This is a genomic window from Burkholderia paludis (assembly GCF_000732615.1).
GTDB lineage: Bacteria > Pseudomonadota > Gammaproteobacteria > Burkholderiales > Burkholderiaceae > Burkholderia > Burkholderia paludis.
The window spans coordinates 1-19,763 of the sequence record NZ_JPGL01000032.1; the positions used below are offsets into that span (position 1 = coordinate 1).

Genomic DNA, 19,763 nt, shown 5'->3' on the forward strand with positions numbered 1-19,763 from the left:
GAGGTGTCGGACGGCCTGGCCGCGCGCGGCACGTACGACCAGCAGATCGCGGCGCTGGCGCGCAACGAGCACGCGCAGCAGCGCCGCTTCGACCTGTCGGACCTGCGTTACCGGAACGGTGTCGACAGCTACCTGTCGGTGCTGACCGCGCAGACGGATCTGTACTCGGCGCAGCAATCGCTGATCAGCGCGCGTCTGGCCCGCTGGACCAATCTGGTCGATCTGTATCGCGCGCTGGGCGGCGGGTGGATCGAGCGCGCCGGCGAGGCGCCGCGCGCGCCGGATGCGCCGGTCGAATATGGTTCCACCGGTTCGACGCCACCGTCTCCCCGTTCGAATTGATCTCCATCGGGGCCGATAGTGGCTAGGCGTACAAAGGAAGTGGCAACGCTCACTCGCGAAGCGATTCTCGACGCGAGTGAGCGTTGTTTCATCGAGCGCGGATATCGTGCGGCCTCGCTCGAGGAGATTGCCGAAGCCGCGGGGGTGACGCGCGGGGCGGTCTACTGGCACTTCAAGGACAAGAGCGCGCTGCTGTTGGGCGTGTTCATGCGCGTTCGTGCGCGCGTGTGCGACGAGTTGTCGAGACTCGCGGGCTCCGGCGAATCCGTACGGCCCGCGCGACGCCTGGTGCGCTTCTGTCGCGCGATGCTGGCCGAACCCGAGGCCGGGCGCATCAGTGCGTCCGCGGGAGCATGGATGATGCACTACGAATTGTTCCTGGCCGAACCCGTGACGGAAGGCCCCGCAAGGGAATTGTTCTGGACAACCCATGAAGCTCTGAACGACGTGTTGTGCCGGGATTTCGGGTTGGGCGCGCATGGGCGGAACAAGTCGGCCGAGCCGACTTCGGAAGCCGAGGCGTTGCATTTGCAGGCGTTGCTGATCGGGCTGGCGCAGCTTCGTCCATCCGAGCGCTTCCTGCATCGCAAGAAGCTATCCGGCGATCAGGTCATCCGCCAGAGCGTCGGCAAGATACTGGACGAAGCCGACGAGGTTTCCGCCACGCGGAAACGATCGTAGCAGCGGGGCGTGACTTGCCGGCCGGCAGCGCTCGCTGCAAGGCCGGCGCGCAACGGACGCCCGTGGGGCGATGCGTTCGTCGAGCGGGCACGGCATGGTGCAATCGCGAAGCCTTTATCTACATGGAAGGCACGCCGTCAGCCAGACCTGGCGCGCTATCGGCAACGACATTGAAGAACCCGACGCGGGCCCGATCGAGCCGGACGTCGCCCGGCGCCTGCCTGGTGACGCTGCCGACACTCGGGTTCACGCGACATCCCCACCGATTCGAATCGTGCAGCGCTCCGGATTTCAGTCACTGAGCCGGGAGACCGGGCATGAGGAGGCGATTCGACGGCCAGCCCACCCCCTGCGTATCAGCCGTGACGCATCCCGTTCTCGACGACGCGGCCGAGCATGCTCTTGAGCGACAGGATTTCGTCCGGATCGAGCATCGACAGCAACTCGTCGGAAGCCGTCGAGACGATCGCCGGAATTCGCTCGGCGAGCAACCGGGCCTCCTGCGTGATCTGTAGTCGAACGATTCGCCGGTCGCCGTCGCAGCGCTTGCGCGTCAGCAGGCCTTGCTGCTCCATGCGGCCGATCATCCGTGCAGCGGCGCCGGCGTCCATATCGAGTTCCCGTGCGAGATCAGCCGTCATGCAGAGCGGGCGATTGGCAAGCATGAGCAGGATGCGGGCCTGCGCGACCGTGATGCCCAGTCGGGCTTTCATGCGCGGCGAGATCGTGTGATAAATGGCCGCCCGGGTGCGGTACAGAAGAAGCTCCAGCCCGTCGCCGGTCGGCAGGGCTGCGGGGCTGACGTCGCGAGTTGAAGACGGATGGACCATCGTGCAGTGCTCGATTCGTTGCATGGCCCGGTCGATACGGGGCTTCTGCCGCCGCCGCCTGCGAAGACATCGACGGCGGCAGGTTGACTGAACAGCGTGTGCGGAGGGCCGCCGTCGACCACGGCGGCAGATCCCGGCGCCACGTCGGGCGCCGTATCGGGATATCCGCGCCGGACCCGTATCGGCGATTACCCGTCGGGTCACGATACAACCGTGAATCATGGCAGCGACCGGCGGCGTGCATCACGCCATAGCCGGCCGGCAACGCCCCGGCTGTCGGGACGTGATGCGCATGCCGCGCGCCGGGGGCGCGGCAGCGCGCAGCGCGTTACGGGTTCAACGCGGCGAGACGCGGGAACAGCGGCAGTGCGTTGCCGCGGTTGATCGCGGCGTGCTGGTCGGCGCCCAGCACGGTGCTGCCGTCTTGCTCGGCCGTAAACATCGCGCTGATGGGCGCGGGTGCGTACGGGAAATCGCTTCCGAACAGGATGCGGTCGGGCTTCGCGAACGCCGCGAGGCTCGGCAGCGCCGACGGAGACGACAGCGCGGTGTCGAAGTAGAACGACCGGAGCAGATCGAGCACGCCGTCGGCAGCCGGCACGTCGTTGCGCGCGAGCGGCGCCACTTGGGCGACGCGGTAAGCCGCGTACGGCAGGAACCCGCCGGCATGCGACAGGATGATGCGTACGTTCGGGTATCGGGAAACGACGCCGTTGAGAACAAGCTGCACCGCGGTGCGGGTCGTATCGAACGGATAGTCGAGCATCGGGCCGGGCAAGCCTGCCATCTGCGCGAGCGGGGGCATCGACGGGTGGATGAAGGCCACTGCATTGCGGCGATTCAGTTCCGCCCACACGGGTTCGAACGCCGCGTCGCCGAGGTAGACGCCATCGTAGTTGCTGAGCAGTACGACGCCGTCGACGTTCAGCGTGTCGAACGCGTAGCCGATTTCAGCGAGCGCGCCGTCGACGTCAGGCAGCGGCAGTGTCGCAAAGTTGCCGAACCGGGTCGGATGCTTCGCGACGACTTCCGCGGTGTAGTCGTTCACCTTGCGTGCGATGTCGCGCTTTTCCCGACCGTGCCATCCCTTCACGCCCGGCGCCGTCAGCGACAGCACGCCGGTTGCGGTGCCCACCGAATCCATGAAGGCGAGCGCGCTGTCCACGCTCCACGCGGGGCAGCTCCAGCCGGACGGATCGCCGCCATGCGCGGGCAATGCGTCGGCCCAGAAAGGCGGGACGATGTGCTGGTGAACGTCAATACGGTTGCGATCGGACATGATTGGACTCCTGTAAGAATGGGCTGTGTCGCAGCATCCGTTCACGAGTATGAGTGCAGTTGATTTTCCGATCTAATCGTTTAAATTTCAGGATTGATCGTTTCGAGTGATAAATAGACACCATGGATCTTCGTCATTTGCGCTACTTTCTTGCGGTTGCCGAGGAAGGCCATTTCGGCCGCGCGGCGGAGCGGCTGCATATCGTGCAGCCCGCGCTGAGCGCGCAGATCCGCGCGCTCGAGGAGGAACTGGGCGGGGCGCTGTTCGAGCGCAGCACGCGCAAGGTCGCGCTGACGGACGCCGGGCGGCTGCTGGTGACCGAGGCGCGGCGCACGATCGAACAGGCCGAGCGCACGAAGACGCTGGTGCAGCGCGCGGCCAGCGGCGAGGCAGGCGTGGTGCGGATCGGCTTCGTCGGCAACGCGGTCGCGTCGGCACGGCTGTCCGAGGATCTCGCCGCGTTTCATGCGGCGTGGCCCGACGTGGTGCTCGACCTGCGCGAAATGGCGCCGGTCGCGCAGCAGGACGCGATTCTCGCGGGCCAGCTCGATATCGGCTATTGCCCGGTGTTCTGCAAGGACTTCGATGCGAAGCTCGACGTGCGAACGGTCGGCAGCTGGGCGTGGGAAGTGGCGATGAGCGACCGGCATCCGCTGGCGAAACAGCGTTCGGTGAGCGTCGCGGCGGTGGCGGACGAGCCGCTCATCGTCTATGCCGCCGACCACGACAGCGAAGGGCAGCTGGAGATCCTGCGGCAGGTGCTCGGCAAGGAGCCGCGCGTCATGTACAGGATGGGCAGCACGCTGTCCGCGCTGGCGCTTACGGCGGCCGGTCTCGGGGTGGTGCTCGCGCCCGAGCCGGTGAAAAGGATCGCGCTGGCCAACGTGGTGTTCCGGAAGCTGGCGGGGCGCGCGCCGAAATCGGAGCTGGTCGTGATCAGCCGCATCGGCGGCGAGTGGGGCGCCACCCGGCGGTATCTGGAGATGCTCGGCGAGCGTGCGGGATGAAGGCGGCGCGCGCCGCGTATCGCAGCGCGCGTCCCGCGTCGTCGCTCATTCGGACGGAGTGGGCGGAATCCGCTTGCTGACGCGGTAGGCGATCTGGGCGCGCGACACGCCGAGCAGCCTGGCCGCGTGACTGAGATTGCTCTGGCTTCGTTCGATGGCGGCGTTCACGAGCAGCGTTTCGACGTCCTCCATGCGCATTCTCCTGTTCAGCGCATGTTCGATGAACTGCTCGACGATGTCGTCGCCCGACGACGAGATCCCGCCGTCGCGCGAGAGTCGCGCGGCTTTTCCCGTGCGCGTCGACGCGGGAAGTTGCGGGAACAACGATTGCAGGTCGATCCGTTCGCCGTCGGACGTGAGAATGACGCCGCGTTCGATCACGTTGCGCAGTTCGCGCACGTTGCCGGGCCATTCGTATTCGGACAGCGCAAACCGCGCCTTGTCGGTGAGGCCGGCGATTCGCTTTCCCTCGCGGGCGGCAAGCTCGCCCAGGAAGTGTCTGGACAGGACGGGGATGTCCTCCTTGCGATCCCTCAGCGGCGGGATGACGACGGGATAGGCATTGATCCGATAAAACAGGTCCTTGCGAAAGCGTCCTTCGTCGACCGCCTTCTCCAGGTCCACATTGGTTGCGGCGACCAGGCGCACGTCGATCCTGCGTGTCGTGGTGTCGCCCAGGCGCTCGATCTCGCCCTCCTGCAAGACCCGCAACAGGCGGGTCTGCGCGCCGAGGCTCAGTTCGCCGATTTCGTCGAGAAACAGCGTGCCGCCGTTCGCACGCTCGAACCGGCCTTCCCTGGACGTCATCGCACCCGTGTACGCGCCTTTCTCGACCCCGAACAGTTCGGATTCGAGCAGCTCGGCGGGAAGCGCGCCGCAGTTCACCGCGACGAACGGCTTCTCGGCGCGCGGGCTGGCGTTGTGCAGCGCGCGGGCGAACACTTCCTTCCCCACGCCCGTCTCGCCGAGGAGCAGCACCGTGATCAGGCTCGGGGCCGCGCGCTCGATCAGCGACCAGGCGTCGCGGAACCGCGGGCTGTCGCCGATCAGCGAGGCCGGCACGCCGCGCTCCTGGATGGTCGAGCGCAGGGTTTCGACTTCCTGTCGCAAGGACAGGATTTCCTCGGCAATCGAATCCGCCTGGTAGTACTTGAGTTCGTCCGCGGCGTCGGGCCACTTTTCCAGCGGCATGCCGATGAACCGGCAGCCGTTGGCGGTGCGCTCCACCTCCCGGTGGAGCACGAAGCGGCCCATGAGCCCGCTGACGAAGCCGGTCGCGTGCCCGACCTCGGACCAGCAGACCGGGCCGTCGCTCGGGCCGAGCAGCTTGTCGTTGAGGTAGAGCTCGATCGAGTCCTTCCACAGGCAATCGACGTAGTAGTGGCCGCTCGCGATGTCGATTTCCATCCGGGTCGATTCGACTTTCGCAATGCCCTCGAGCGCATGAAGGAGCGGCCCCTTGTACAGCAGTTCGAGGTCGGAAATGCCCGGGTAGCGCTGGCGCACGATCCCGGCATCCCGGATGCCCGACGCATATCCCATGCGTGTCAGCACGCCCCTGGCGCGCTCGATGCCCAGGGTTTCGATGAGCTCGCCGCGCAGGCAGCACAGCGCGGAGGAGTGCATCAGCACCATCCGTTCCTCGTCCAGCCAGATCTGGGCCCTGTCGAACAGGAACCGGATCCGGCTCGCTACCTCCTCGATGCCCGGCGACCCGGGCTCCCACGTGGCTGTCTCCGCTCTACGTGCCTTGCTCATGCAATGTGCCTCTTCGGTTGAGGGTCGGTCTTGTGGGGCCGACGTCCGTCGTGATTCTCGAACAGCGGAGCTTACAAGCGCCGGCCCGCTCTGCAAAGTCAGGCCTTTACCGATCCCCGGATGCGCGGCGCGGCGCGGCTTTATGAATTTCGCAAGCGGCCGGCAATTGTCGAATTTTCGCAAGCCGCCTTCGCGGCACGTAGGCCGAGCCGCCCGGATTTCCGCAATGAAATCAACCGCCTCGTCTGCTGGCACGGGGGTTGCTAAAAGTCGTGCACACAACGGAGGCGATCGTGATCGATATCGAAGTTCCTGTTCCGAATCCGGGCGTGGTGCCCGATGCGTGTTTCGTACGCGTACTCGGCATGCGCAACGGGCGTTTCGTCGAGTTCGAGTTCTCGATCGGCGATCCCGACCTCGCGGTCGAAATGATCATGCCGACCCCGCTTTTCGAGGCGTTTTGCCGGCGTCACGGAGCACAGCGGCTGACCCCCGAGCAGGAGGCAGGGCTGGAACGGGATCGATGCAAATGGCAGTACGGGCAACCCGGTGTGCAGGACTGAGCCCGCGCGATTTTTCTGGAGGAGACAACGTGCAGATCGACATCAAGACCTCATCGGTGCAGCCGATCAGGAATACGTACGCCTATACGGCTCGACGCTTCGGCGACAAGCCGGCTTCGCGATATCAGGAAGCGAGCTTCGATATTCAGGAGGAGGTCAACTTCCATTACCGGCCCCTCTGGGAGCCCGAGCGCGAGCTTTACGACAAGGCGCGCAGCTCGATCGAAATGGCCGACTGGTACGCGCTGAAGGACCCGCGCCAGTTTTACTACGGCACCTACACGATGGCGCGCGCGCGTCAGCAGGACGTGTTCGAAAGCAATTTCGCACTCGCCGAACGCAGCGGCTTCGTCGCGCGCGTGAGCGCCGCCTTCGTGGAATTCGTGCGTGACGTGCTCGTACCGCTCCGGCATTACGAATGGGCGGCGAACATGAACAACGACTACGTCACCGCCTATGGCTACGGCGCGGCGCTGACCAACGCGACGATGTTCGCGACGATGGACCGGCTCGGCACGGCCCAGTACCTGACGCGGATCGGCCTGATGTTCGATCCGCAGCAGGGGCCGCTGCTGGACGCGGCCAAGGATGCGTGGCTGCAAGGCGCGCAGTGGCAGCCGCTGCGCGCGGCCGTCGAGCGGAGTTTCGTCTGCCGCGACTTCTTCGAGCTGTTCGTGGCGCAGGACCTCGTGTTCGACGGGTATGTCTATCCGTTCGTGCGGCGATGCGTCGAGAGCTGGGCGGACGAGCGCGGCGGCATGGAGCTCGCGATGCTGACCGCCTTCATGAACGACTGGTTCGACGAGACGAAAGGGTGGGTCGATTCGGTCATCCGGACCGTGGTCGGGGAATCCGAGGCCAACCGCGACCGGGTGGAGCGCTGGACGAGCGAGCGACGCGCCGTGATTCAACCGGCCGTCGCGTCCATCGCGCAGGGTCTCGGGGAGCGGGTGCCGGAAGGCCTGCTCGCGGAGCTGGATGCGTCGTTCGAGGCGCGGATTCAAAAGCTCGGTCTGGCCGGTCGCGGAGGTGCGGCATGAGCAAGATGGTGTTCCTCGCGCTCCAGAGCAATGACGACACGCGGCCTATCGTGCAGGCGATCGAGGAGGACAACCCCCACGCGAACGTGGTCTACATGCCCGCGATGGTCAAGATCGATGCCGCCCGGCGGCTCTGCGTGAAGCGTTCGACGGTGGAGGCGCACCTCGGGCGCAACTGGGATGTACAGGAACTGCACGTGAACCTGATCAGCATATCGGGGAACGTGGACGAAACGGACGAAGAGTTCGTGATCGGCTGGTTCAACTAGCCGGAACAAGAGCGGAGACAGACAATGAATGCCCAGAATCAACCGGCAGCGGCGAAGAAACTGACCCTCAAGCAGCGGTACGGCCTGATGACGCGCGGCCTCGGGTGGGAGACCACCTATGCATCCATGGACGAGGTTTTTCCCTACGACAAGTTCGAGGGGATCAAGATTCACGACTGGGACAAATGGGAGGATCCGTTTCGTCTCACGATGGATGCCTACTGGAAGTATCAGGCGGAGAAGGAGCGCAAGCTCTACGCGATCATCGACGCCTTCTCCCAGAACAACGGCCATCTGAACGTCAGCGACGCACGCTACATCAACGCCATCAAGATCTTCCTGACGGGCGTCACGCCGATCGAATACAACGCGCACCGCGGCTTCGCGATGGTGGGGCGCCAGTTGCGCGGCGTCGGCCCGCGGGTGGCCTGCCAGATGCAGGCGATCGACGAGCTGCGCCACTGCCAGACGCAGGTGCACACGCTCAGTCATTACAACAAGTACTTCAACGGCTTCCATTCGTGGCCGCAGAATTTCGACCGCGCGTGGTACCTGTCGGTACCGAAATCGTTCGTCAACGATGCGATGACCGCGGGCCCGTTCGAGTTCCTGACCGCGACGTCGTTCTCGTTCGAGTTCGTCCTGACGAACCTGCTGTTCATGCCGTTCATGTCGGGCGCGGCGTACAACGGCGACATGGCGACCGTGACGTTCGGCTTCTCGGCGCAGTCCGACGAGGCGCGCCACATGACGCTCGGGCTCGAAGTGATCAAGTTCATGCTCGAGCAGGACCCCGACAACGTTCCGATCGTGCAGCGATGGATCGACAAGTGGTTCTGGCGCGGCTACCGCCTGCTGTCCCTCGTCGCGATGATGATGGACTACATGCTGCCGAAACGCATCATGTCGTGGCGCGAAGCCTGGGAGATCTACTTCGAGCAGAGCGGCGGCGCGCTCTTCGAGGATCTGTCGCGGTACGGCATCCGGATGCCGAAATACTGGGAGCAGTCGGTCAAGGAGAAGCACCACGTATCGCACCAGACGTGGTCGCTTTTCTATCAGTACTGCTGGGGCGCGGGCGTGCATGCGTGGATGCCGCAGGACGACGAAATGGCCTGGCTCTCCGGGCAGTATCCGCAATCGTTCGACGCGCTGTACCGTCCGCGCTTCGAGCAGTGGAAGGCAGGCGAACAGGCCGGCAAGCGCTGGTTCAACACGAGCCTGCCGTGCCTGTGCCAGACCTGCCAGTTGCCGATGGTCTTCACCGAGCCGGATGACCCGACGCGCCTTGCGCACCGCGAAAGCCGCTATCTCGGCGACGCGTACCACTTCTGCTCCGACGGCTGCAAGGACATCTTCGACCACGAGCCGGAAAAGTACGTCCAGGCCCGGCTGCCGGTGCACCAGATCCTTCAGGGCAACGCCGGCGGGCCCGGGCTGGAGGATGTCATCCGCAGCGCTCATATCGACCCCGTCGCGGATGCCGGTGCGTTCGAAACGTCTCAGGACGCGCAGAACTGGGCGCGCTGGAAGCAGCCTGACTCGCCCGTCGTGCGCGCGGCCTGACGCCGCTCCCCGTCGATCCCGAAAAATATCGTGCGGTCACCGGAAGGTGACCGCCATGGAGACACTCATGCCTGTCGTATCCCTTCAGCCCGGTTACCAGGGCAACGTGACTGACCGTGTCGAGCATTTCCACGGTCAACAACTGCTGTTCGTCCGATGGGACGGCCATCTGAACTTCTGTTCGCCGATCACGTTGCCGGTCCCGCCCGACCTCACGTTCGGGGCGTTCGTCGAGACGGTTCTCCCGGCCACGACCTTCGCGTCCGATCCGGAATGGCCGCACATCGACTGGGCGCGCACCGAGTGGAGCGTGTCGGATCGGCGCGTCGATTTCGATCCGGCGCTGTCGTTTGCCGCGCTGGGCCTCGAACACAAGGCTTTCCTGTCGTTCCGGACGTTCGTCACGCCGGCAGACCGCAACACGCTTTCCTGAAGGTGATGTCCATGACTTACCAGCTAACCATTGAGCCGATCGGTCAGGTCATCGACGTGGCGCAGGGGCAGACGTTGCTGGACGCCGCCCTGCGTCATGGCATCTGGTTGCCGCACGCCTGCTGTCACGGGCTGTGCGCGACCTGCAAGGTGCAGGTCGTCGATGGCGAGTTCGAGCACGGCGACCCCTCTCCCTTTGCATTGATGGATTCCGAGCGCGAAGAGGGGAAGTGTCTCGCGTGTTGCGCGACGCCGGTCTCCGACATCGTGATCGAGGCGGAGATCGAATCCGACGGCGATGCGCGGCCGATTCCGCTGCGCGACTTCGATTCGGTCGTCGAATCCATCGAGGACCTGACGCCGACGATCCGGCAGGTCAGGCTGCGCGTGCTCGACGGGGCGCTCGATTTCCAGCCCGGTCAGTACCTGAACCTGCACGTTCCGGGGGCCGGGCAACCGCGCGCCTTCTCGATCGCGAGCACGCCGTCCGCGGAGCTGATCGAGCTGCATGTCCGGAAAGTCCCGGGCGGCGTGGCGACGACGTATCTCCACGAATCGCTGCAGGCCGGCGAGCGCTTGCGCTTCTCGGGGCCGCTCGGCCGGTTCTACGTGCGCAAGTCGGATGCGCGCCCGGTCATCTTCGTCGCCGGCGGCTCGGGCCTCTCCAGCCCGAAGTCGATGGTCATGGACATGCTGGAAAGCGGCGACACCCGCGCGATCCATCTGTTCCAGGGGGCCCGCAATCGCGCGGAGCTGTACTACGCCGGGTTGTTCGAGACGCTCGAGAAGGATTACCCGAACTTCACGTACGTGCCCGTGCTCTCGGACGAACCGGCCGATTCCGCGTGGCAGGGGCGCCGGGGCTTCGTGCATGAGGCCGCCGAGGCGGTGTTCCAGGGCGACTTCCGCGAGCACAAGGCGTACCTGTGCGGACCGCCGCCGATGATCGAAGCGTCGATCCGGACGCTCATGAAGGGGCGCCTGTTCGAACGCGACATCTACCTGGAACGGTTTTTCAGCGGCGCGGACGCCGAGCAGCGCGGGACGCGCAGTCCGCTGTTCCGGAATATCTGAAGGGGCGTCCATGTACGAGACGGAATTTGTCGTGACCGTCGAGGACGACGGCGAGCGTTTCAGTTGCGGACCGGATGTCTCGCTTTTGCATGGCATGGAGAAGGCGCGCCGCGAGAGCGTTCCGGTCGGCTGCCGGAACGGCGGCTGCGGAATCTGTCGGGTCCGGATTCTGGAGGGCACGTACCGCGTCCGGAAGATGAGCCGCGCACAGGTCAGCGAGGCGGACGAAGCGGAGCGGATCGTGCTGGCGTGCCAGGTCCTGCCGCTTTCCGACATCCGCTTGAAGAAGCTGGGAAGAAAGATTTAACGAGCACATCGGTACCCATCAATACATTCAGGAGACTTGAAATGAGCATGCAAGGTGTGTTGCGCCCGGGGCATGTCGCCCTTCGCGTGATGGATCTGGACGAGGCCGTTCGCCACTATTGCGACGTCCTGGGCCTGCTGGAAACGGGCAGGGACGCGGCCGGCCGCGTCTATCTGAAGGCGTGGGACGAGCACGATCATCACAGCGTCGTCCTGCGCGAGTCCGATTCGCCGGGGCTCGACTACATGGGCTTCAAGGTCGCCAGCGACGCGGCGCTGGACGAGTTGTCGGGGCGGCTTCGGGAGGCCGGCGTCCCGATCGAGTGGGTGCCGGAGGGGGAGCATCTCGAGACCGGGCGCCGGCTGCGATTCGTCGCGCCCACCGGCCACCTGTTCGAACTGTTCGCCCGGAAGACCCTGACAGGCAACGGCATGCCGACCACCAATCCGGGCGTGATGGCGGCGGGCCTGAAGGGCATTCACCCGACCCGGTTCGACCATTGCGCGTTGTACGGCGACGACGTGGACGGCGTGGCGGCGCTGTTCGTCGACGTGCTCGGATTCCAGGTCACCGAGAAGTTCGTCGACGGTGAAACGCTGGTCGCCGTTTTCCTGACGTGCAGCACCAAGCCTCACGACGTCGCGTTCATGCGTGCGCCCGTCAAGGGGAAGCTTCACCACGTGTCGTTCAACGTGGATTCGTGGTCCGACGTGCTCAGGGCGGCCGACCTGGTCGCGGAATACGACGTGTCCCACGATGTCGGGCCGACGCGTCACGGCGCGACACGCGGCGAAACGCTCTATTTCTTCGATCCTTCGGGCAATCGCAACGAAGTCTTCAGCGGCGGATACATCTGGTATCCGGATCGTCCTTCGTTGACGTGGACGGCCGACGAGATTGCAAGGGGACTCTTCTATCACGAAAGAAAAGTCAAGGAGTCCTTTATTTCTGTCATGACCTGATTCGACAGATTCTCATTCTTGATCCGCATAACGGGATGTCATCATGAAAAGTATCGAAATTGCACACAGCATTCGCACGGGCTCGTTCGACACGAACTATCACGACCTTGGCGAAGGCTTTCCGATCGTCCTGATCCATGGATCGGGGCCCGGCGTGACGGCGTGGGCGAACTGGCGTCTCCTGATGCCGAAGCTTGCGGAGCATGCGCGCGTCATCGCACCGGACATGTCGGGATTCGGCTTCACGGAGCGCATTCCGGGGCAGGTTCACAGCATCGACGCATGGGTGCGGCAACTTGCCGATTTGCTGGATGCGCTCGACGTCGAGCAGGTTGACCTGGTCGGGAACTCGTTCGGCGGGGGCATCTCGCTGGCGTTCGCGATCCGCTATCCGGCGCGTGTGAGGAAACTGGTGCTCATGGGAAGTGCAGGCGCGCCGTTCACGCTGACGCCGGGACTCGATGCGGTGTGGGGATACACGCCGTCGAGCGAGAACATGCGCGGGATCCTCGACATCTTTGCCTACGACCGTACGCTGGTAACCGACGAACTCGCCGAATTGCGCTATCGGGCAAGCATCCAGCCCGGCTTTCAGGAATCGTTCGCGTCGATGTTTCCGGCGCCGCGCCAGCGGTGGGTCGACAGCATGGCCAACACGGAGGAAAGCCTGCGGCAATTGAAGATGCCCGCACTGATCATTCATGGCCGCGAGGATCGCGTCGTGCCGCTGGAAGCTTCCCTGACATTGTTCAACTGGCTCGAGCATGCGCAACTCCACGTTTTCGGGGAGTGCGGACACTGGGCGCAGATCGAGCACGCGGAACGATTCGCGAAACTCGTGAAGGACTTCATATCGGAATGAAGGACGCGGTACCGAACGAATAACTAAAAGCAGTCGCGCATAAATTCAAATATTGGAGACAAATCTTGACGACGAAAGAGGTGCGGCGGGTTGCCGTTGCGGCGGCAATCCTGTGTGCGGTATCGGCCCATGCAACCGAGAATGGAGGGCAGACAGTGGGTTTGGGTGCGGAAGGGTTCGAGGCCGGCGCGCTTCCGCCCCCGGGGTTTTACGGGCTGATTTACTACAACACCTACAACGCGAGCCGGTTTTCCGGAAACGATGGAAATTCGATGATTCCGGGCTTCGGCGTGCATGCCAATACGATCGCGCCGCGACTGGTCTACATGACGGACAGGACGATTGCAGGCGGCCTGCTCGGGTTCTACGCATTGTTCCCGTTGACGACCCTCAGCATCAGCGCCGGAGGCCGTCACGACAGCCGCACGGGGCTGGGCGACAGTGTCTTCGCGCCGTTGCTGTCATGGCATCGGGGAAACTTTCACTGGGCGGTCGCCGCTGAAGTGGTGACGCCGACGGGGGCCTATGACAAGACCCGTCTCGCGAATCTCGGCAACCACTATTACTCGTTCCGGCCGATGGGCGGATTTTCGTATCTGGATCCGAACGGATTCGATATTTCGACGAAATTCTCATACACCATCAATACCCGGAACAACGATACCGACTATCGATCGGGAGACTATTTCGCCGCCGATTACAGCATCGGCTACAACGTGCTGCCGCAACTGGCGCTCGCCGTCGAGGGGTATTACATGCAGCAACTGGCGAACGACACGGTGGGCGGCGTCGCGGTCGCGCCGGACGGATTCAAGGGGCGGGTGCTCGGCGTCGGCCCGGGTATCCGCTACCAGGCGAAGCACTTCTCGATCGAAGGTCGATTCATCAAGGAAGCGATGGTTCGCAACCGTCCGGACGGCAGCAGCGTCTGGCTGAAGGCGGTCGTGCCATTCTAGGAAAAGACAGGTTTTCAAAGGAGTACACAATGAGTACTGACGAGGTCATTCGCGCCATTGCGAATGAACTGTGCATCGCGGAATCGCACCGCACGCCGACCGGGCCGATACGCGAGCAATTCCCGGGCGGCGACAGCGGCATGTCCGCCGTCGAGTTCGCCTACGCGATTCAACAGCTCAACGTTTCCCGCCGCATCGAGGCGGGCGAGCGGCTGGTCGGCCGCAAGATCGGCCTCACGTCGCTTGCGGTGCAGCAGCAGCTGGGCGTCGACCAGCCCGATTTCGGCGCGCTGTTCGCGAGCATGACGCATGGCGACGATCAGCCGATTGCGCTGTCGGAACTGATCCAGCCGAAGGTGGAAGCGGAAATCGCACTGGTGCTGGCGCACGACCTCACGCGCGAACGGCATACGTTCGACGATATCGTCGCGGCCAGTGCCTGCGCGGTGGCGGCCGTCGAGGTCGTCGACAGCCGGATCCGGAACTGGGACATCCGCTTCATCGACACGGTGGCCGACAACGCGTCGAGCGCCCGCTTCGTGATCGGCAGCCGGCAGGTGCCGCTTTCGCAGATCGATCTGACGGCCTGCGCGATGACGCTGTCGCGCGACGGTGACGTCCTTTCGCGCGGAAGCGGCTCTGCCTGTCTCGGCAATCCGCTCAACGCGGCCGTGTGGCTCGCCGACCGCATGGTCGAGCTCGGCACGCCGCTGCGCGCCGGCGACGTGGTGCTGACGGGCGCGCTCGGCCCGATGGTCGCCGTGACGGAACCCGGCACCTACCTCGCGCAGATCGACGGCCTCGGCAGCGTACGCGCGACTTTCTCCGCCTGATACAGGAATTCCCATGGCTTCCGAAAAACTCAAGGTCGCGATCATCGGCTCCGGCAATATCGGCACGGATCTGATGATCAAGATCATGCGCAACAGCAAGCATCTGGAGATGGCGGCGATGGTCGGCATCGATCCGGCCTCCGACGGTCTCGCGCGCGCCGCGCGGCTCGGCGTCGCGACCACCCACGAAGGCGTCGTCGGCCTCACGAACCTGCCCGGGTTCAGCGAGATCGACTTCGTGTTCGACGCCACCTCGGCCGGCGCGCACGTGAAGAACGACGCGCTGCTGCGCACGTTCAAGCCCTCGATGCGCGTCATCGACCTCACGCCGGCGGCCATCGGTCCGTACTGCGTGCCGGTCGTGAACGTCGACGCTCACCTCGCGGCGCTCAACGTCAACATGGTGACCTGCGGCGGGCAGGCGACCATTCCGATGGTCGCCGCGGTGTCGCGCGTGACCAAGGTGCACTACGCGGAAATCGTCGCGTCGATCAGCAGCAAGTCGGCGGGCCCGGGCACGCGGGCGAACATCGACGAATTCACGGAGACGACTTCCCGGGCGATCGAGGCGGTGGGCGGCGCCGAGAAGGGAAAGGCCATCATCGTGCTCAATCCGGCCGAGCCGCCGGTCATGATGCGTGACACGGTCTACACGCTGTCCGAGCCGGCCGACCGCGACAAGGTCGAGCAGTCCATCGAGGAGATGGTCGCGAAGGTGAACGCCTATGTGCCCGGCTACCGCCTGAAGCAGAAGGTGCAGTTCGACGAGATTCCCGCCGATGCGCCGCTGAACCTGCCGGGCCTCGGCAGGTTCAGCGGCCTGAAGACGTCGGTGTTCCTCGAAGTGGAGGGCGCCGCGCACTATCTGCCCGCCTATGCGGGCAACCTCGACATCATGACGTCCGCCGCGCTCGCCACCGCCGAGCGCATGGCGCAAGGAGTTTAAGGCCATGAACCAACCGAACGGGAAGCTCTATATCTCCGACGTGACGCTGCGCGACGGAAGCCACGCGATCGGCCATCAATACTCGATCCGGAACGTGCAGGACATCGCGCGGGCGCTGGACCGGGCCAGGGTCGACAGCATCGAGGTCGCGCACGGCGACGGCCTGCAAGGATCGAGCTTCAACTATGGATTCGGCGCGCACAGCGATCTCGAATGGATCGAGGCCGTGGCCGACGTGGTCACGCACGCGCGGATCGCGACGCTGCTGTTGCCCGGCATCGGCACGATCCACGACTTGAAGGCCGCGTACGGCGCCGGCGCGCGTATCGTACGGGTGGCCACGCACTGCACCGAGGCCGATATCTCGAAGCAGCACATCGAGTATGCGCGCGAACTCGGGATGGACACCGTGGGCTTCCTGATGATGAGCCACATGACGACGCCGGAGAATCTCGCCGTCGAAGCGAAGAAGATGGAAAGCTACGGCGCGACCTGCATCTACGTGGTGGATTCCGGCGGCGCCCTCACGATGAACGACGTGCGCGACCGCTTCCGCGCAGTGAAGGCCGCGCTCGAGCCGGAAACGCAGACGGGCATGCACGCGCACCACAATCTCTCGCTGGGCGTGGCGAACTCGATCGTCGCGGTAGAAGAGGGTTGCGACCGAATCGACGCGTCGCTCGCGGGCATGGGGGCGGGGGCGGGCAATGCCCCCCTTGAAGTCTTCATCGCGGCAGCGGAACGCATGGGCTGGAACCACGGCACGGATCTGTACGCGCTGATGGACGCCGCCGACGACATCGTGCGCCCGCTGCAGGACCGCCCGGTGCGCGTGGATCGCGAGACGCTCGCGCTCGGTTATGCGGGCGTGTATTCGAGCTTCCTGCGTCACACGGAAGTGGCCGCGAAGAAGTACGGCCTGAAGCCGGTCGACATTCTCGTGGAACTCGGCAAGCGCCGGATGGTGGGCGGGCAGGAGGACATGATCGTGGACGTGGCGCTGGACCTCCTCGAGCGCGCCGCGTCCGCGTAGCCGTCGGCCCGGTGCAAGGCCGGGCCGTCCCGCGTGCGCGTCGCGCCGGACGGTGCGGCGGATGGAAGGCGGGCGGTCAAGGCGCCGGTGGCGACGCCCGCGATTCCATCTCCTGCGCGACCTCCACGACCTGCTGCCGCAGCCACCGATGCGCGGGATCGTCGTGCGTGCGCTCATGCCAGATCATCGACACCGTGAAAGACGGCACCTCGACCGGCAGCTTCACGAGCGCGACCGGCATCGACAACGCGACATGCCGCGCAAGACGTTGCGGCAGCACCAGTGTCATGTCGCTTTTCGCGACTACCATCGGCGCCGCCAGGAAATGCGGCAGGCGCATCGCGATCCGCCGCTGCAGCCCCTGCCGCGCGAGCGCAGCGTCGACCCGTTCGCCGCCGCGGCCGCCGATCGTCACCAGCACGTGCGACAGCGCCGCGAAACGCTTCGGCGTCAGCCGCGCCGAGAGGGCCGGATGCCCGTTGCGCACGATGCAGGCCAGACTGTCGTCGTAGAGCTTGCGGCGATAGATGCCGGCCGGCAACGTATCGTCGTCGAACGCGCCGAGCGCGATCCCGGCCGTGCCGTCCGTCACGAGTGCGGCGTTGTTGCCGCGTGACGGCGGCACCTCGAGATCCATGCCGGGCGCACGCCGTGACAGCCGCGCATTCACGTCCGGAATCAGCGTCAGCGCCAGGTGGTCGAGGCTGGCGATCGAGAATTGCCCGCGCGCGCCTGCCGGATCGAAGATCGCCGGCGCGACGATGCTGGCCGCCTCCGCGAGCACGCGCGACACGCGCAGCGCGAGCGACGCCGCACGCGGCGTGAATTCGAGCCCCTTCGGCGTGCGGACGACGACGCGATCGTCGAGCAGCGTGCGCAGGCGGCCCAGCGCGCGGCTCGCGGCGGGCTGGGTCAGGCCGAGCCGCACGCCGGCGCGCGTGACGCTGCGCTCCGTGAGCAACGCATCGAGCAGCTTGAGCAGGTTCAGGTCGACGGTGCGCAAATCCACTTCGTGCATGCTGGACATGATCGGTATGCATTTGAGTTATGGATGGCCAGCGTACATCATCGAAGCCATCGCTCCAACGGTTGGAGCGGCTGTCGGGAGAGCACATGTACGTTGTCACGGGGGTAACGGGGCGCACGGGGGCCGTCGCGGCCCAGGCGCTGATCGATGCGGGCGTGCCGGTTCGGGTGGTCGTGCGCGATGCCGCGAAGGCGGCGGGCTGGGCCGCGCAGGGCGCGCAGGTGGCGGTCGCCGATCTGGCCGACGCCGCCGCATTGGCGCGTGCATTCGCCGGCGCGCGCGGCGCGTATCTGGTCAAGCCGCCCAACTATGCGCTGGAGAACCTGTTCGAACACGCGGACGTGACGGCGCGCGCCGTCGCCGAAGCGGCCCGCGCGGCGGGCTTGCCGAAAATCGTGCTGTTGTCGTCGGTCGGTGCGGATCGGGCCGGCGGCACCGGCGTGATCGAGACCAACCGCACGGCCGAGCAGCGGCTGGCGGAGCTGGGCGTCCCGGTCGTGTTCCTGCGCGCCGCGTATTTCATGGAGAACTGGGCGCGCGTCGTCGGTCCGGCTCGCGCGCAGGGCGTGTTGCCGAGCCTGCTCGCGCCGGTCGAGCGCGCGATTCCGATGGTCGCGACCGAGGACATCGGCCGCACCGCGGCAAGCCTGTTGCTGGAAGACTGGGCGGGCATCCGCAAGATCGGCCTGGCGGGGCCGGCTGCGTATTCGCCCGCGGACATCGCGGCAATCCTGGCACGCGTGCTGAGTCGGCCGGTGCGGGCGCTGGCGCTCGAACCTGCCGCGTGGGCCGGCGTACTCGCGATGAATCCGTTCTCGAGCGCGGCAATCGACGGATTCATCGAGCTGAATCACGGGCTGAACAGCGGCCATATCGCGTTCGGGAGCGATGACGCAATCGAGCTTCGTCAGGGGCGCGTGCCGTTCGAACGTGTCGCCGAGGCGATCGCGAGCGTGTGACGACGGACATTCGTGTGCGGCGCATCGTCGTCGCGACGATGCGCACGGATATGGCGGGCGGTCGGCGCACGCGAGAACGGCCCGGCGGCGCCGGGCGCCGTCGGGCACGCCGAACGGCCGCAACGGCTCGAACGGTGTCGCGCGCGATCCGGCTTCATCGCGGCGCCGGCGATTTCCCTGCCGCCCGTGACCTGGCCGGTCAGCGCACCGGCGCCGCAGCAGCCAGCAGGCTGCGCAGGAACACCATGATCATGCGCCCGATCGGCACCTCGGACAGGATCGACTGCTGCAGCGACAGCCCCTGCGAAAGGCCCATGAACGAGACGGCCAGTACGGTCGGCGATTCGGGCGGCACCTTCTTCATCCTCGCGAAAATCTGTTCGATGCAACAGGCGAGGCCATCGCGATGCGAATCGAGCAACGCCTGCGATGCCGTCGCGAACGCGGGGTTGCGTCGCCCCTGAAGCTTGAACTCGACGCCCAGCACCGACCACTCGGGTTCGGCGTCGACGGTTCGCGACCAGACTTCCAGCGCGTTCAGGATGTCGTCGCCGGACGCGGACGGGTCGCCCAGTGCCCGGGCGATATCTTCCACCTGCGTCCTTGAACGCTCCCGCATCAGTTCGACGAACAACGCCTCCTTGCTCGCGAAATTCGAATAGAACGCGCCCTGCGTATAGCCGGCCTCGGCCGCGATATCCCTGAGCGACGTGGCGCCGAACCCGCGGTCGACGAACAGCCGCTTCGCCGCGGCCAGCAAATGGGCGCGGGTCTGCAGTCGACTTTCTTCGCGGCTCGGCCGCGCGGGAAGGGGTGCCGTGGTCATGGCCGGAAGGATATCAGTTGATATTTGAGATAGATACCATTACGATTGTATTTCAGATATCACTTGATATGTGAAATGCGGCGCGCGATTGTGCATCCGACTGTTCACGTGCGGGGCTGGCCTCGTGCGGACGATCGTTCGGCGTGACGTTGCCGCCGCGGCGTCGGTTCACGGAGCGCGTCGCCTGGCGGGCAGGGGAATGCCTGCCCTT

22 protein-coding genes are annotated in these 19,763 nt (G+C 65.4%); 17 read left to right on the plus strand and 5 right to left on the minus strand.

Features of this window, described 5'->3' with window-relative positions:
* Both GQ56_RS0120695 and GQ56_RS47060 read left to right on the plus strand, forming a co-directional pair.
* Positions 1–342 (plus strand): TolC family protein (locus tag GQ56_RS0120695; RefSeq protein WP_031400436.1); only part of this gene is annotated, 342 nt, incomplete at its 5' end.
* Positions 343–381: 39 nt separating this feature from the next.
* Positions 382–1,023, plus strand: a complete 642-nt coding sequence (locus GQ56_RS47060) for a TetR/AcrR family transcriptional regulator (RefSeq protein ID WP_052001434.1) — start codon at positions 382–384, stop codon at positions 1,021–1,023.
* Positions 1,024–1,379: 356 nt separating this feature from the next.
* Here GQ56_RS47060 and GQ56_RS0120705 read toward each other — a convergent pair whose 3' ends face one another.
* Both GQ56_RS0120705 and GQ56_RS0120710 read right to left on the minus strand, forming a co-directional pair.
* Positions 1,380–1,877 carry a MarR family winged helix-turn-helix transcriptional regulator gene (locus GQ56_RS0120705; RefSeq protein WP_052007278.1) on the minus strand — a complete coding sequence of 166 codons (498 nt, stop codon included), beginning with the start codon at positions 1,875–1,877 and terminating at the stop codon, positions 1,380–1,382.
* A 304-nt stretch (positions 1,878–2,181) separates the two neighbouring features.
* The gene (locus GQ56_RS0120710; RefSeq protein WP_031400439.1) at positions 2,182–3,132 is read right to left on the minus strand and encodes an amidohydrolase family protein; all 951 of its coding nucleotides are present in this window, start codon (positions 3,130–3,132) and stop codon (positions 2,182–2,184) included.
* Positions 3,133–3,254: 122 nt separating this feature from the next.
* Between GQ56_RS0120710 and GQ56_RS0120715 the strand changes: the two genes are divergently transcribed.
* Entirely contained in the window at positions 3,255–4,139 is an 885-nt protein-coding gene (locus tag GQ56_RS0120715; RefSeq protein WP_031400440.1) for a LysR substrate-binding domain-containing protein, read from the plus strand.
* 45 nt (positions 4,140–4,184) lie between these two features.
* On the opposite strand, the gene GQ56_RS0120720 is transcribed toward GQ56_RS0120715, so the two are convergent.
* Positions 4,185–6,152, minus strand: coding sequence for a sigma 54-interacting transcriptional regulator (locus GQ56_RS0120720; RefSeq protein ID WP_321029200.1), 1,968 nt, complete (start codon positions 6,150–6,152; stop codon positions 4,185–4,187).
* A gap of 38 nt (positions 6,153–6,190) precedes the next feature.
* On the opposite strand from GQ56_RS0120720, the gene GQ56_RS0120725 reads away from it, so the two are divergent.
* The 13 genes from GQ56_RS0120725 (at position 6,191) to dmpG (ending at position 16,740) form a co-directional block, all read left to right on the plus strand.
* On the plus strand, positions 6,191–6,460 hold the full coding sequence (locus GQ56_RS0120725) for a phenol hydroxylase subunit (protein ID WP_235212723.1): 270 nt from the start codon (positions 6,191–6,193) through the stop codon (positions 6,458–6,460).
* A gap of 29 nt (positions 6,461–6,489) precedes the next feature.
* On the plus strand, positions 6,490–7,500 hold the full coding sequence (locus GQ56_RS0120730; RefSeq protein ID WP_031400443.1) for an aromatic/alkene monooxygenase hydroxylase subunit beta: 1,011 nt from the start codon (positions 6,490–6,492) through the stop codon (positions 7,498–7,500).
* Positions 7,497–7,769 (plus strand): MmoB/DmpM family protein, encoded by a 273-nt coding sequence (locus GQ56_RS0120735; protein ID WP_031400444.1) that lies wholly within the window; start codon positions 7,497–7,499, stop codon positions 7,767–7,769. Before GQ56_RS0120730 ends, GQ56_RS0120735 begins: the two co-directional genes overlap by 4 nt.
* Before the next feature lie 24 nt (positions 7,770–7,793).
* Positions 7,794–9,335, plus strand: a complete 1,542-nt coding sequence (locus tag GQ56_RS0120740; RefSeq protein ID WP_031400445.1) for an aromatic/alkene/methane monooxygenase hydroxylase/oxygenase subunit alpha — start codon at positions 7,794–7,796, stop codon at positions 9,333–9,335.
* Between the two features lie 67 nt (positions 9,336–9,402).
* Complete coding sequence (locus tag GQ56_RS0120745; protein WP_063962860.1) at positions 9,403–9,768, plus strand: phenol hydroxylase subunit P4; 366 nt, start codon at positions 9,403–9,405, stop codon at positions 9,766–9,768.
* An 11-nt stretch (positions 9,769–9,779) separates the two neighbouring features.
* Positions 9,780–10,841, plus strand: coding sequence for an NADH:ubiquinone reductase (Na(+)-transporting) subunit F (locus GQ56_RS0120750; RefSeq protein ID WP_031400447.1), 1,062 nt, complete (start codon positions 9,780–9,782; stop codon positions 10,839–10,841).
* 10 nt (positions 10,842–10,851) lie between these two features.
* The gene (locus tag GQ56_RS0120755; protein WP_031400448.1) at positions 10,852–11,148 is read left to right on the plus strand and encodes a 2Fe-2S iron-sulfur cluster-binding protein; all 297 of its coding nucleotides are present in this window, start codon (positions 10,852–10,854) and stop codon (positions 11,146–11,148) included.
* 41 nt (positions 11,149–11,189) lie between these two features.
* Positions 11,190–12,110: a catechol 2,3-dioxygenase gene (locus GQ56_RS0120760; RefSeq protein ID WP_031400449.1), complete on the plus strand. Its 921-nt coding sequence runs from the start codon at positions 11,190–11,192 to the stop codon at positions 12,108–12,110.
* Positions 12,111–12,153: 43 nt separating this feature from the next.
* A complete protein-coding gene (locus GQ56_RS0120765; protein ID WP_031400450.1) occupies positions 12,154–12,972 on the plus strand; it encodes an alpha/beta fold hydrolase in 819 nt (272 codons plus the stop codon).
* Positions 12,973–13,037: 65 nt separating this feature from the next.
* Positions 13,038–13,928: a SphA family protein gene (locus GQ56_RS0120770; RefSeq protein ID WP_200877993.1), complete on the plus strand. Its 891-nt coding sequence runs from the start codon at positions 13,038–13,040 to the stop codon at positions 13,926–13,928.
* 29 nt (positions 13,929–13,957) lie between these two features.
* Positions 13,958–14,761, plus strand: coding sequence for a fumarylacetoacetate hydrolase family protein (locus GQ56_RS0120775; RefSeq protein WP_031400452.1), 804 nt, complete (start codon positions 13,958–13,960; stop codon positions 14,759–14,761).
* A 13-nt stretch (positions 14,762–14,774) separates the two neighbouring features.
* Entirely contained in the window at positions 14,775–15,707 is a 933-nt protein-coding gene (locus tag GQ56_RS0120780) for an acetaldehyde dehydrogenase (acetylating) (protein WP_031400453.1), read from the plus strand.
* Between the two features lie 4 nt (positions 15,708–15,711).
* Entirely contained in the window at positions 15,712–16,740 is a 1,029-nt protein-coding gene (dmpG, locus tag GQ56_RS0120785) for a 4-hydroxy-2-oxovalerate aldolase (RefSeq protein ID WP_031400454.1), read from the plus strand.
* 76 nt (positions 16,741–16,816) lie between these two features.
* Here the strand turns inward: dmpG and GQ56_RS0120790 are convergent, their stop codons facing one another.
* Positions 16,817–17,767: a LysR family transcriptional regulator gene (locus GQ56_RS0120790; RefSeq protein ID WP_235212724.1), complete on the minus strand. Its 951-nt coding sequence runs from the start codon at positions 17,765–17,767 to the stop codon at positions 16,817–16,819.
* 86 nt (positions 17,768–17,853) lie between these two features.
* Here GQ56_RS0120790 and GQ56_RS0120795 point away from each other — a divergent pair, with 86 nt between their 5' ends.
* Positions 17,854–18,726 (plus strand): NmrA family NAD(P)-binding protein, encoded by an 873-nt coding sequence (locus GQ56_RS0120795; RefSeq protein ID WP_031400456.1) that lies wholly within the window; start codon positions 17,854–17,856, stop codon positions 18,724–18,726.
* 199 nt (positions 18,727–18,925) lie between these two features.
* Here the strand turns inward: GQ56_RS0120795 and GQ56_RS0120805 are convergent, their stop codons facing one another.
* Entirely contained in the window at positions 18,926–19,552 is a 627-nt protein-coding gene (locus tag GQ56_RS0120805; protein WP_031400458.1) for a TetR/AcrR family transcriptional regulator, read from the minus strand.
* Positions 19,553–19,763 lie beyond the last annotated feature (211 nt).